General features: G+C 71.1%; 9 protein-coding genes. 5 read left to right on the plus strand and 4 right to left on the minus strand.

Features of this window, described 5'->3' with window-relative positions; translation table 11 throughout:
- Positions 1 to 225: 225 nt before the first annotated feature.
- Positions 226 to 2493 (minus strand): M4 family metallopeptidase, encoded by a 2268-nt coding sequence (locus tag ACIBAD_RS12305; protein ID WP_134071045.1) that lies wholly within the window; start codon positions 2491 to 2493, stop codon positions 226 to 228.
- 379 nt (positions 2494 to 2872) lie between these two features.
- On the opposite strand from ACIBAD_RS12305, the gene ACIBAD_RS12310 reads away from it, so the two are divergent.
- Positions 2873 to 4360 (plus strand): sugar transferase, encoded by a 1488-nt coding sequence (locus tag ACIBAD_RS12310; protein ID WP_134071043.1) that lies wholly within the window; start codon positions 2873 to 2875, stop codon positions 4358 to 4360.
- 20 nt (positions 4361 to 4380) lie between these two features.
- On the opposite strand, the gene ACIBAD_RS12315 is transcribed toward ACIBAD_RS12310, so the two are convergent.
- Positions 4381 to 5325 (minus strand): GDP-L-fucose synthase family protein, encoded by a 945-nt coding sequence (locus ACIBAD_RS12315; protein WP_398906221.1) that lies wholly within the window; start codon positions 5323 to 5325, stop codon positions 4381 to 4383.
- 207 nt (positions 5326 to 5532) lie between these two features.
- On the opposite strand from ACIBAD_RS12315, the gene gmd reads away from it, so the two are divergent.
- The 4 genes from gmd (at position 5533) to ACIBAD_RS12335 (ending at position 10766) form a co-directional block, all read left to right on the plus strand.
- Positions 5533 to 6546 carry a GDP-mannose 4,6-dehydratase gene (gene gmd / locus ACIBAD_RS12320; RefSeq protein ID WP_030159241.1) on the plus strand — a complete coding sequence of 338 codons (1014 nt, stop codon included), beginning with the start codon at positions 5533 to 5535 and terminating at the stop codon, positions 6544 to 6546.
- A gap of 245 nt (positions 6547 to 6791) precedes the next feature.
- Positions 6792 to 9572 (plus strand): LamG-like jellyroll fold domain-containing protein, encoded by a 2781-nt coding sequence (locus ACIBAD_RS12325; RefSeq protein WP_398906223.1) that lies wholly within the window; start codon positions 6792 to 6794, stop codon positions 9570 to 9572.
- A gap of 102 nt (positions 9573 to 9674) precedes the next feature.
- The gene (locus ACIBAD_RS12330) at positions 9675 to 10352 is read left to right on the plus strand and encodes a hypothetical protein (RefSeq protein WP_398906225.1); all 678 of its coding nucleotides are present in this window, start codon (positions 9675 to 9677) and stop codon (positions 10350 to 10352) included.
- A 201-nt stretch (positions 10353 to 10553) separates the two neighbouring features.
- On the plus strand, positions 10554 to 10766 hold the full coding sequence (locus ACIBAD_RS12335; protein ID WP_134071035.1) for a DUF6458 family protein: 213 nt from the start codon (positions 10554 to 10556) through the stop codon (positions 10764 to 10766).
- 4 nt (positions 10767 to 10770) lie between these two features.
- On the opposite strand, the gene ACIBAD_RS12340 is transcribed toward ACIBAD_RS12335, so the two are convergent.
- A complete protein-coding gene (locus tag ACIBAD_RS12340) occupies positions 10771 to 11886 on the minus strand; it encodes a glycosyltransferase (protein WP_134071033.1) in 1116 nt (371 codons plus the stop codon).
- Entirely contained in the window at positions 11883 to 12452 is a 570-nt protein-coding gene (locus ACIBAD_RS12345) for a WcaF family extracellular polysaccharide biosynthesis acetyltransferase (RefSeq protein WP_398906228.1), read from the minus strand. The genes ACIBAD_RS12340 and ACIBAD_RS12345 overlap by 4 nt, the downstream gene beginning before the upstream one ends.
- Positions 12453 to 12494 lie beyond the last annotated feature (42 nt).

Below are 12494 nucleotides of genomic sequence, written 5' to 3' on the forward strand. Positions count from 1 at the left end.
AGCGCGAGGGCCCGGCACCCACGAGGTGCCGGGCCCTCGCGGGCTTCCGTTCCGGTCTCCGGCGCCCGGGCCCGGGGACGGTCGCTCGCCGAAGGTCCCGGCTCGGCGGGGGAGCGGGTCCCCTACCGCACGGGCACATGGAACAGGGCCGTCCGGGAGGGTTTCTCCCGGACGGCCCCGCGCTTTCATGGGGTCAGCCGATCGGCTTCACCTGCCCCGGTGGGGTCAGAAGGTGAGCTTCCAGCTGTTGATGTAGCCGGTGTCCAGGCTGGCGGCGTCCCGGACGCGGAGCTTCCAGGTGCCCTGGGCGACCTCGGAGGAGGCGTTCACGGTGAAGCTCTGGACGATGTTGTCCGCGCTGCCGCCGCTGCGGTTGCGCAGGTTGTAGACGGAGCCGTCGGGGGCGACGAGGTCGACCACGAGGTCACCGACGTAGGTGTGGACGATGTTCACGTCCACCTTGAGGGTGCTCGGGGCGTTGCCCGTGCGGGTCACGGCGATCGGCGACTCGACGGTCGCGTTGTCCGCGATCTGGTAGTCGTTCGTGTTCTCGAACACGTTCTGCTGGGACGTGCCGACGGCCCAGGTGAAGGACGCCGTGCCCGTCTTGCTCGCCGAGTCGGTCACGGTCACCGTCACGTTGTACGTGCCCGCGGTGGTGGCCGTACCCGAGATCAGACCGGTCGAGGAGTTGATCGACAGGCCGGCCGGCAGGCCGGTCGCCGCGTAGCTCAGCGCACCCGGGTTGGTGCTGGTCGCCTGGACCTGCAGGCTCACGGCGGTGTTGATCTGGGTGGTCTGGGTGGCGATCGGGGTGACCGAGACGCCGGAGACGATGCGGGCGCCGACGTTGATGCCCGCCCAGGCGTTGGCCACGTTGTTGTACGTGGTCGAGCCCTGGCCGTACAGGTCGGCGGCGGCCTGGAGGGTCGCCGTACGGGCGGCCGCGTAGTTGGTGTTCGACTTGAAGTAGCCCACCGTCAGCGCGCGGAACCAGATCTTCGCGGCGGCGTCACGGCCGATCGCGGTGACCGGGAGGCCGTCGGAGGTCGGCGAGTTGTAGCTCACGCCGTTGATGACCTTGGCGCCGGAGCCCTCGGACATCAGGTAGTAGACGTGGTTGGCCGGGCCCGAGGAGTAGTGGACGTCGATGCCGCCGATGCCCGAGTACCACGCGTCCTTGGAGCCGCCGTCCTTGCTCGGCTTGTCCATGTAGCGCAGCGGGGTGCCGTCGCCGTTGATGTCGATCTTCTCGCCGACCAGGTAGTCGCCGACGTCCTGCGGGTTGTTGGCGTAGAACTCGACGTTCGCCGCCATGATGTCGGAGGTCGCCTCGTTCAGGCCGCCGGGCTCACCGCTGTAGGTCATGTTGCCGGTGACCGAGGTGAGGCCGTGGGTCATCTCGTGGGCGGCCACGTCGATGGACGTCAGCGGGTGCGTGTTGCTCGTACCGTCGCCGTACGTCATGCAGAAGCAGGAGTCGTCCCAGAACGCGTTCACGTACGCGTTGCCGTAGTGGACCCGGCTGTACGGGGCCACGCCGTCGTTGCGCAGGCCGTTGCGGCCGTGCACGTTCTTGTAGTAGTCCCACGTCAGCTGTGCGCCGTAGTGCGCGTCGGCACCGGCGGTCGCGCGGTTGGACGCGGCGCCGTTGCCCCACACGTCGGTCGTGTTGGTGAAGAGGCTGCCGGTGCCGGAGCTGCCGCCGTTGAGGTCGTACGTCTTGTGGTTGCCGCGCCCGGCGTCGGTCAGCGTGTAGTTGCTGCCCGACTGCGAGGTGCCCATCGTGACCTGGCCGCTGTACATGGTGTTGCCGGTGCCGGTCTCGATGGCCTGCCACTGGGTGATCTTCGCGCCGGTCTTGGCGTCGGTGACCACGTGCAGTTCGCTCGGGGTGCCGTCGTCCTGGAGGCCGCCGACGACGGTCTCGTAGGCGAGGACGGGGGCGCCCTCGGCGGCCCAGATCACCTTGCGGGCGCTCTTGGACGCCTTGGCGTCCTTGGAGCCCGCGGCGTTCGCCGCCGAGACGGCCTGGCCCTCGGCGCCGGCCGGGGTCACGGTCGCGGTGGTGTCCGCGACCTTGATCTCGTGGTTGGTCGCCTTGGTGATGCTCTTGGTGACGCCGCCCTTGGCATGGACCGTCAGGTCGCCGCCGAGCACGGGGAGTCCGCCGTAGGTGCGCTCGTACGTGGTGTGCGTGGTGCCGTCGGCGTCCTTGACGACGTCGCGTACGACCAGCTTCTCCTGCTCGCCGAGGCCGAGGGCCTTGGCCGCCTGGACGGTGGTCGAGTTGGCGTCCGCTATGAGCGTCGCACGCTCGGACGGACTGAGGTTGACGGCAGACGCGCCCGGGTTGGGCTGAGCGGCGTTGCGTGCCTGCGACGCGGTGGCGTCGGCGCTGGCGGTGCCGGCCTGGATGCCGACGGCGAGCAGTGCGGCGGCGGCGACGAGAGCGCCGGCCGCGGTGGCACGCCTGTGGGGGGTGTGACTCAACGCAGACTCCTTCTGCAAGGGGTTCCGGACGGCTGGGTGGGCCTCCGGGCAGAGCAGGCTGGTGCGGAGAACGGATCGAAGAGTGCCAGCTGCGGGCGTCGATGTCAGGGCCGCGTCAAAATGTTGGCTGGAAACGGTTCGTTGACCGACGAGACGTATCCGGTATCCGGACCATTCACCTTCGCGTGCGAAAGGGGGCTCCGATATCTGGAACGGTTGGTACCGGTTGCTAACACTTGCGCAACAAGAGGTCTCGTTCGCGCAATCGGCATTTGTCGTACGGGTGTTTGTCGTACTGTTTCCCGGTGCGCCAGTTGTCCGGAGCCAGGGGAAGCCGCGGGCACGCGCCACTGTCATAGACCACGTGCCAGGGGGGCCCATGAGGCATGTCCATTTTCCTGCGCAAAGACTGGCCGGAGCGGCAGCAGCGACCGCGGGGCTCGCGGCAGCCCCGGCGAGGCGGATCGGCGACAAGGCCCGCTGGTACCTGCCCGCTGCCCTCACGGCCGACTTCCTCGGCGCCGCGATCCCCGTAGGGCTGGTCTTCCAGGCGGCGCAGCAGGTCCGGCCGGTGTACTGCGCCCTCGGCGCCGCGCTCGCCTGGACCGGGGTGCAGGCGGTGCGCCGGCGCTACGCCTCGCGCGCGCTGGGAGAATCCCGCGGAGTGCTGCCCGTCCTGCACGACTGGCTGATTCTCATCGGTGTTCTGGCCGTGGCCCGCGTAGTGACCGGCGAGAGCACCCCGCGGCTGTCCGCGCTCGGCGCCCTGGTGCCCGCCCTCCTCATCACCGTGGCCTGCCACAAGCTGACCTACCGCCACCTCTCGGCGGCCCGCCGCGAGGCGCACGCCGTCAGCCGGGTGCTGGTGGTCGGCGAACCCGGCGCTGCCGGGGCCGTCATCGAACACCTGGCCGCGCGCACCGACCACCCCTACGTGGTCGTCGGCGTGGTGCCGGTCGGCGCCGGTCCGCTCGAAGGCGGGGTGCCCGTCGCGGCCCGGCTCGAAGAGACCGTGCCCGATGCCCCGAACGCGGACTCCGCCGCCGTCCTCGGCGCCGTCCGCAGCCACCACGCCGACCTCGTCCTGGTCGCCCCGGGCGCGCGGATCGCGGGGGAGCGGCTGCGCAAGGTCGCCTGGGCGCTGCACGACGCGGGGCTGGAACTCGCCGTCTTCCCCGGGCTCGTGGAGGTCTCCGTCAAGCGGTTGGAGACCCTGTCCGCGGGCGGTCTCGCCGTCCTGCGGGTGGCGCCGCCCGTTGGCCGGGGCGTGCAGACCCTGCTCAAGTCGGTCCTCGACCGCACGGGGGCGGCCGTCGGGCTGCTGCTGCTCTCGCCGGTCTTCCTCGGCATCGTCCTGGCGATCCGGCTCGGCTCGCGCGGCCCGGCGTTCTACCGACAGCGGCGCATCGGGCGCGACGGCGTCCCGTTCGTCATGTGGAAGTTCCGCACCATGGTCGTGGACGCGGACCGGCTGAAGCACGAGCTGTCCGGGGCCAACGAGAACGACGGCCTGATGTTCAAGATCCGCCGCGACCCCCGGGTGACACGGGTGGGCCGGCTGCTGCGCCGCACCTCCATGGACGAACTGCCGCAGCTGTTCAACGTGTTGAGCGGGCACATGTCACTGGTCGGCCCGCGCCCGCCGCTGCCGGAGGAGGTGGCCCAGTACGACGAGGTCGAACTGCGCCGGCTCACCGTGCGTCCGGGCATGACCGGGCTGTGGCAGATCAGCGGACGCTCGGACCTCTCCTGGGACGAGACGATCCAGCTCGACCTGCAGTACGTCGACAACTGGTCCTTCACCAGCGACGTCGACGTCATGGGCCGTACCCTCCGAGCCGTCGTCGACGGCCGCGGAGCGTACTAAGGGGTTGCCGGCACGTGCGTTCAGCCCTGCTCGCGCCACCACCGGTAGGTGGCGGCGATCCCGTCCCGCAGCCCGATCTCCGGCTTCCAGCCCAGCGAGGTCAGGCGGGTGACGTCGAGGAGCTTGCGCGGCGTGCCGTCCGGCTTGGACGTGTCCCAGGCGAGCCGGCCGCGGAAGCCGGTCACTTCGGCGACGGTCTCGGCGAGGGCCTTGATGGTGAGGTCCTCGCCGCAGCCGATGTTGACCGGCTCGTCCCCGTCGTAGCCGCCCAGCAGCACCGCGCAGGCGGCCGCCAGGTCGTCCACGTGCAGGAACTCGCGGCGCGGCGTGCCGCTGCCCCACAGAGTGACCTCCTCGCGGCCCTCGGCGGCGGCCTCGTGGAAGCGCCGGATCAGGGCGGGCAGGACGTGCGAGGTCTCCAGGTCGAAGTTGTCGCCCGGACCGTAGAGGTTCGTGGGCATCGCCGAGATGTACGAGGCCCCGTACTGCTTGCGGTACGACTGGACCTGGACGATCCCGGCGATCTTCGCCAGGGCGTACGCCTCGTTGGTCGGCTCCAGCGGGCCCGTCAGCAGGGCGTCCTCGCTGATGGGCTGCGGCGCCAGCTTCGGGTAGATGCAGGAGGAGCCCAGGAACAGCAGGCGGCCGACCCCGGCGGCGTGCGCGCCGCCGATGACGCTGAGCTGGATCTTGAGGTTGTCCTCCAGGAACTGCACCGGGTAGGTGCTGTTGGCCATGATCCCGCCCACCTTGGCCGCCGCCAGCACGACGGCGTCGGGGCGGACGTCCCTCAGGTACGCCTCCGTGGCGGCGGCGTCGCGCAGGTCGAGGTCGGCGCGGCCCCGGGTGAGCACCTCGTGGCCGTCGGCGGTGAGCCGGCGGGCGACCGCGGAGCCCACGAGGCCGCGGTGGCCCGCGACGAAGACGCGGGCGTTCGGGGGCAGGAGCGGCAGCGAACTTGTCATACCGCCGATGATGCCAGTCCGCCGCGGCGGGGTGCGGACGAGGTCCGGCCGCCGGACGGGGCCGCCCGGCCGCCGCGAGCGGAATCCGGGCGAAGGGGGCGGGTGCGGGGCCGTGTACGGTACGCATCCAGCCTCGTACGGGTGGGGCGGCTGGGGCGGGGCCCCGCTCACCAGAACAGACCGACACGATCCCCAGGGGGACCCCAGATGGGCAAGACCGCACTCATAACCGGCGTCACCGGGCAGGACGGCTCGTACCTCTCCGAGCTGCTGCTCTCCAAGGGCTACACGGTGCACGGCCTGGTGCGGCGGTCCTCCAGCTTCAACACCGAGCGGATCGACCACATCTACCAGGACCCGCAGACCGCGAACCGGTCCTTCGTCCTGCACCACGCCGACCTCTCCGACGGCGTCGCGCTCGTGAACCTGCTCCGCGAGATCCGGCCCGACGAGGTCTACAACCTCGGCGCCCAGTCGCACGTGCGGGTGTCCTTCGACGCCCCCCTCTACACCGGGGACGTGACCGGGCTCGGCGCCCTGCGCCTCCTGGAGGCGATCCGGGCCAGCGGCGTGGACACCCGGATCTACCAGGCCTCGTCCTCCGAGATGTTCGGGGCCACCCCGCCCCCGCAGAACGAGAAGACCCCGTTCCACCCGCGCAGCCCGTACGGAGCCGCGAAGGTGTTCGCGTACTGGACGACGGTGAACTACCGCGAGGCGTACGACATGTTCGCCGTCAACGGGATCCTCTTCAACCACGAGTCCCCGCGCCGCGGCGAGACCTTCGTGACCCGCAAGATCACCCGCGCGGTGGCCCGGATCAAGGCCGGCCTCCAGGAGCACCTCTACCTGGGCAACCTCGACGCGGTCCGCGACTGGGGCTACGCCCCCGAGTACGTGGACGCCATGTGGCGGATGCTCCAGCAGGACGAGCCGACCGACTACGTCGTCGCCACGGGCGTGGCCGCCACGGTCCGCGAGTTCGTGGAGTCCTCCTTCGCCCACGCGGGCCTCGACTGGGCCGAACACGTGCGCTACGACCCGAAGTACGAGCGCCCGAGCGAGGTCGACGCCCTTATCGGGGACGCCTCCAAGGCCAACGAACTGCTTGGCTGGAAGCCGACGGTCCTCGTGGCCGAGCTGGCGCAGATCATGGTCGATGCCGACATCCGGCAGGTCGAGGACCAGCTGGCGGGCGCGACGGTCCGCATCGACCGCTGAAGGCCTTATATTTCCCCTACGATTTGCCGTGTCCCGGTCATCTCCACTGGTATCGGTGGGTGTGGCCGGAGCAAACCCGTCGTATGTCCGCTGTGCGCCCTCCAGCCTGAACCGTTCATTCCAAGTTGGTATGCAATGGGTCAAGGGAGGTGACCGGGTCCTCACGCGAGCCCTAGTCTGCGCCAGTACATATGGCTGTTCGGATAGTTCAAGCCATCAAACCGGGCAACTGCCCTGGGGGGCTCATGCGTAGATCCAGAGGGCTGACTGCTGCCCTCGTCCTGTCACTGGCCGGCGCCGGCACCGGCATAGGTCTGGTGCTGATGCCCGAGGCGTCCGCCATCACGCCTCCCGTGGCATTCACCGCCGACGAGCTGCCCACCTGGCAGCCCAACGGCGTCGTCTTTGCGATGGCCCAGGCCAACGGGACCGTCTTCGCCGGCGGCACCTTCTCCGCCGTCCGCCCGCCCGACGGCACCAGCGGTGCCGAGCAGGAGGCGGTCAACTTCGTGGCGCTCGACGCCGCGACGGGCAACCCGACCTCGTGCAAGCTCGCCTTCACCATCGGCGACGGCAGCGCGACCGTGCGCGCCCTCGAAGTCTCCAAGGACAAGAAGACCCTTTACGCGGGCGGGTACTTCGGCGCCGTCAACGGCACCCCGGTCTCCAGCCTGGCCGCGATCGACATCGCGACCTGCACCCCCAAGGCCGCCTTCCACCCGGGCTTCCCCGCCACCGTGCGCGGCCTCGCCGTCACCGACGACACCGTCTACGCGGCCGGCGACTTCGGCACCGTCGAGGGCCAGACCCGCGAGCGGTTCGCCGCCGTGGACACCGGCTCCGGCGCCCTCAAGCCCTTCACCGCCAACGCCGACGAGCCCGGCCGCGCGGTCGAGGTCACCCCGGACGGCAAGAACGTCCTGCTGGGCGGTGACTTCTTCGACGTCAACGGCAAGAGCACGCACGCCCTGGCCGTCGTGAACGCCACCACCGGCGCGGTCACCAAGACGTACAGCAACATCCCGTCGAACTCCGTGGTCAAGGACATCGCCACCGACGCGACCGGCTTCTACACCGGCAACGAGGGCTCCGGCGGCGGCGTCTTCGACGGCCGCATCGGCCTGAACCTCAGCGACTTCAGCGAGAAGTGGCGCGACCGCTGCCTCGGCGCGACCCAGGCCGTCCTGCCGTACGACGGAGTCCTCTACAGCTCCTCGCACGCGCACGACTGCTCGCTGGAGGGACAGTTCCCCGACGGCAAGCGCAACTTCTTCAACGCGCAGCTGACCAACTACGAAGGCGCCGCCCCCGCGCCCGTGGACGGCTTCGTGCGCAGCCCGCGCAAGCTCGGCTGGCACCCCACCGCCAACGACGGCATCGGCGAGGGCATCGGCCCGCGCGCCATGACCATCGCCGAGAAGAACGACGTCAAGTACATGTGGGCCGGCGGTGAGTTCACCGCCATCAACGGCCGACCCCAGCAGGCGCTCACCCGCTTCGCCTCCACCGGCGACGTCGGCGCCCCGACCACCCCGGTCGCGAGCGCCGGCAGCGTCAAGCCCGGCGAGGTCCAGGTCCGCTGGCGCACCAGCTACGACGCCGACGACAGCAAGCTGACGTACCGGATTTACCGCAACGGCTCGTCCAGCCCCATCGCCACCGTCGCCGCCGAGTCCCTGGAGTGGCAGCGTCCGCAGGCCTCCTGGACCGACACCACGGTCAAGGCCGGCCAGTCGTACACCTACCGCGTGACGGCCACCGACGCGGCGGGCAACACCAGCGCCCTGTCGGCCAACGCCGCGGTCACCGTCCCGACCTCGGTCCAGTCGTACCCGGACCAGGTCCGCGCCGACGGCGCCACCCTGTACTGGCGCTACGACGACACCGTCAGCCCGTACGTCGCCGACTCCTCGGTCGCCGGCAACACCAGCGGAGTGCAGCTCAACGCCCCGGCCCTGCGCCAGACGCCCGGCGCGATCAGCGGTGCCAGCACGGCGATGGGCTTCAACGGCACCAGCCAGCAGGTGTACAGCGACCACCGCCAGACGGTGGGCAGCGCGTTCGCGGTCGAGACCTGGTTCAAGACCGGCACCACGCGCGGCGGCAAGCTGATCGGCTTCGGCAACAACACGGACCGCAGCAGCGGCTCGTACGACAAGCAGATCTACATGACCAACACCGGTCGTCTGGTCTTCGGCGTCAGCAACGGCTCGGCCCGCACCATCACCACCGGCCTGTTCGACACGTACAACGACAACAAGTGGCACCACGTCGTCGGCAGCATGGGCGCCGGCGGCATGGAGCTGATCGTCGACGGACAGAGCAAGGGCACGCTGAGCAACGTCACCAGCGCGGTCTCGTACGAGGGCTTCTGGCACGTCGGCGGCGACAACCTCGGCGGCTGGCCGACCAAGCCGACGAGCAACTTCTTCGCCGGCCAGATCGACGAGACGGCCGTCTACCCGAAGGCGCTCACCGCGGCCCAGGCCAAGAGCCACTTCGACCTGGCCAAGGCGCCGTCCGACTCGGTCTCCAAGGTCTCCGCGAGCGAGGACACCTACGTCAACCAGGGCGCCCCCAGCGCTGCCAACGGTGCGACCACCTCGCTGGCCGTCCGCGGCACGTCGGCGTACGAGACGTACCTGCGCTTCAACCTGCCGGCCGCGCCGGCCGGGCAGGTGCTGAAGTCCGCCTCGCTCCAGATCAAGACGTCGACCCAGGCGAACGCCGGTACGACCGACAAGATCTCCGTGGTCCCGGTCACCGGCACCTGGAGCGGCGCGAGCACGACCTTCACCACCAAGCCCGCCCTCGGCACCACCGAGCTCGGCGCGTTCGCGAGCGTGCCGGACGGCTCGGCGATCCAGAGCACCCCGCTGGACACCGCCGCGCTCACCCCGGTGCTGGGCACCGCCTACAGCCTGGCGCTGACGAGCACGGGCACCGACCCGCTGTGGATCTGGTCCATGGAGTCGACGGCAGCGGACGCCGCTCCGCAGCTCGTCCTCACCTTCGGCCCGAAGTAGCCGCCGAGGCCGATGCGGGGCCCGGCACGCACGACGTCCGGGCCCCGCGCTCCACCCCCGAGTTCCGCCGATCAACTGGCACGTAATACAGGAGCCCCAGAGATGTACCGACGCTCCGCCGCGGCTGCTGTTCTGCTGGCCGCGGCTCTGACCCTGACCGCCTGCAGCTCGGGCGGCGACGGCAAGGCCGACGCCGAGGCGGCGAAGCCGAAGCCGCCCGCCGCATCGGCGGTCCCGGACCCGGCGGACGCCTCGGCGGCGCCGGTCTCTCCCGACGCGAAGCCGACCGGCCCGGTCCTGCCGGACTCGAAGCTCACCCCGAAGACGGGCAGCTTCAAGCCCAACGAGAAGCAGTACCTGAGCGGCCGGGTCCCGGAGAAGATGGACCCGGCGGCGGTCCTCCAGACCGGCCAGGAGTCCTGCCAGCGGGTGGAGCGCACCGCGAAGCGCGACAAGGACGCGGCGACCGGGGCCGTCGTGGCCGGGGAGATCCCGGGGGCGAAGGACGCGATCACCTACCTGTGCCCGGAGCAGAAGCCGATCCTGGACGCGGCGTCCAAGGGCTTCGCCGACGGCACCCGCCAGTCGCCCGCAGCGGGCACGTACCGGGCGCTGACCCAGGCCACGACGTGCACCTGGGAGGCGAAGGGCAAGGACGGCGCGGTCCTGGCCTCGGGCCCGGAATCCCCCCCGAAGGCCGGCGACAAGATCACCGCCGCGATCCCCTCGGGCACCGCGACCTTCACCTCGACGGGCTGCTACGCCTGGATCCCGGCCTAGCGAGTCTCGTCGAAGTGGCGTCGGCGGCCCGGAGGACGGGGCCGGCGGGGCCGGACGGGACTTGGACGACACTCCCCAGCCCCGCAGTACGCGTAAGAGGACGCCGCTCCCAGCCCGAACTCCGGGCCGGGGGCGGCGTTTTCGTACGCGCTTCCCGGGTAGCCGCGCGGTCAGACGACCACGACTGCGGAGGCGAATCACATGGGAGGCATCGGCGGCTGCATCGCGCTGATCGTGGTGGGGGCCATCCTCACCTTCGCGACGGACTGGAAGATGGAGAGCGTCAACCTCGACGTCGTCGGGCTGATCATGATGGCGGCGGGCGCCGTCGGCCTCGCCGTCTACGCGAGCGTCTTCAAGCGGCGCCGCGCCGCGGCGCTCCCGGTGGTGGACGAAACCCACCGCGAGCTGTAGCGCGTCAGCGCAGAGCGGCCTCGTAGACCGGGAGCAGGGTGTCGAGGACGGCGTCCATGGAGAAGGAGTCCGCGGCCAGTTTGCGGGCCGACTCCCCGGCCTTGGCGTTCTCGGTGGGGTCCAGGAGGGCCAGGACGGCCTCCGCCACTCCGTCGGGGCCCGGGGTGACCGCTCGGCCGGCGCCCGCGGACGCGATGTCGCGGGCCAGGCCGTTGGAGTGCGTGACCACGGACGGGACGCCCACCGACAGGGCTTCCAGGACCGACATGGGGAACGGCTCGTCCACCGACGGCAGGACGTAGACGTGGGCGCGGCGCAGCTCCGCCAGGACCTCGGCGGTCGACAGCGCGCCCGGGACCGTGAAGCGGGACGCGAGCCCCAGCTCGGCGATCCGCGCCCGGACCGCCGCCAGTTCGCCCTCGTCCGGGCCGGCCACCACGAACTCCGCGTCCGGGTGGGCCGCCAGGACCGCCGGGGCCGCGTCCACGAAGTCCACCGGGCGCTTACGGGCCTGCAGGCGCGCCGAGTACAGGATGCGCGGGGGCCCGGCCGGGGCCGGCCGCTCCTCCTGCGCGGGCGTGCCGTTCACCAGCCGGACGGCCCCCGCGAGCGCGCCGCCCACCACCGCGTCGAGGCCCTCCCGTTCGTGCGGGGTCAGGTACAGCACCGCGTCCGCGCCGCGCAGCAGCCTCCGTACCGCCACCGCGTCCAGCACCTTGGCCAGCGCCTTCTCGCTCGGGTCCACCATGCCGTGGGTCTGCAGCACCAGCGGCTTGCCGGCCCGCAGCGCCGCGAGGGCCACCGGCAGGGTCACCAGGTCCCGCGCCAGGTGGACGTGGACCACGTCCGCGTCCCGGACCAGCCGGCCCGCCGAGGCCAGCAGGGCCGGCGAGGTCATCCCGCTGAAGCCCAGCGGCAGGATGCGGCGGGCCGGGAACAGCTTCGCCGGCACCCCCTCCACCGAGGTCGGCCACGGATCCGGGAAGCCCTCGCCGAGCGCCAGCAGCCCGGCCTCGTGGCCGCGCGCCCGCAGCCCCTTGGCCAGGTTCAGCGCAACCCGGACCGGCCCGCCGAACGCGTGCGAGGGGGAGTGGAGCGTGACGGCGTGCAGGACTCTCACTTGGGCTCCTCGGCCTTCGGCTCCTCGGCCTTGGGCTCCTCGACCGGGCGGCGCTGCCCGTCCATCGTCTGCAGGGTCAGTGCAGGAAGGTTTCTGTGGACCACTGATCCGGCGCCCGCCACCGCGCAGCGGCCCACCGTGACCCCGGCCAGCACGGTCGCCCGTACGGCCACCCACGCACCGTCCTCGACCACGATCGGCGCGTTGCGGTAGCGGAAGTCGGCGGCCCGGTGGTCGTGCGAGCCGGTGCAGAGCATGGCCTCCTGAGAGATGCAGACGTTCGCACCGATGGTCACCGGCTCCAGGTTCAGCAGCCAGGCGCCCTCGCCGATCCAGGTGTGATCGCCGACGGTGAGCTTCCACGGCCACAGCACCCGTACCCTGTGCCGGATCAGCACGCCCTCGCCGATCCGCGCGCCGAACGCGCGCAGCAGCGCCACCCGCAGCCGGGCCGGGCAGAACCACGCCATGAACAGCGTGTTCATCACCGCGAACCAGAGCGCCTGCGTCAGCAGCCCGCGCCCCTTGTCGTATCCGGCCAGGGTGAAGGCAGGAAGATCACGCAACTGTCGCCCCTCATCGTGCGCTGCGGGCTCGTCGCGCTCCGC

Origin of the sequence: Streptomyces sp. NPDC051109 (assembly GCF_044455885.1) — a bacterium.
In the GTDB taxonomy this organism is placed as follows: Bacteria; Actinomycetota; Actinomycetes; order Streptomycetales; family Streptomycetaceae; genus Streptomyces.

Bases quoted from the DNA above. Each gene is read 5' to 3' on its own strand.
- ACIBAD_RS12310 (WP_134071043.1), top strand. From the start codon at position 2,873: ATGAGGCATGTCCATTTTCCTGCGCAAAGACTGGCCGGAGCGGCAGCA.
- ACIBAD_RS12315 (WP_398906221.1), bottom strand. From the start codon at position 5,325: ATGACAAGTTCGCTGCCGCTCCTGCCCCCGAACGCCCGCGTCTTCGTC.
- gmd (WP_030159241.1), top strand. From the start codon at position 5,533: ATGGGCAAGACCGCACTCATAACCGGCGTCACCGGGCAGGACGGCTCG.
- ACIBAD_RS12325 (WP_398906223.1), top strand. From the start codon at position 6,792: ATGCGTAGATCCAGAGGGCTGACTGCTGCCCTCGTCCTGTCACTGGCC.
- ACIBAD_RS12330 (WP_398906225.1), top strand. From the start codon at position 9,675: ATGTACCGACGCTCCGCCGCGGCTGCTGTTCTGCTGGCCGCGGCTCTG.
- ACIBAD_RS12335 (WP_134071035.1), top strand. From the start codon at position 10,554: ATGGGAGGCATCGGCGGCTGCATCGCGCTGATCGTGGTGGGGGCCATC.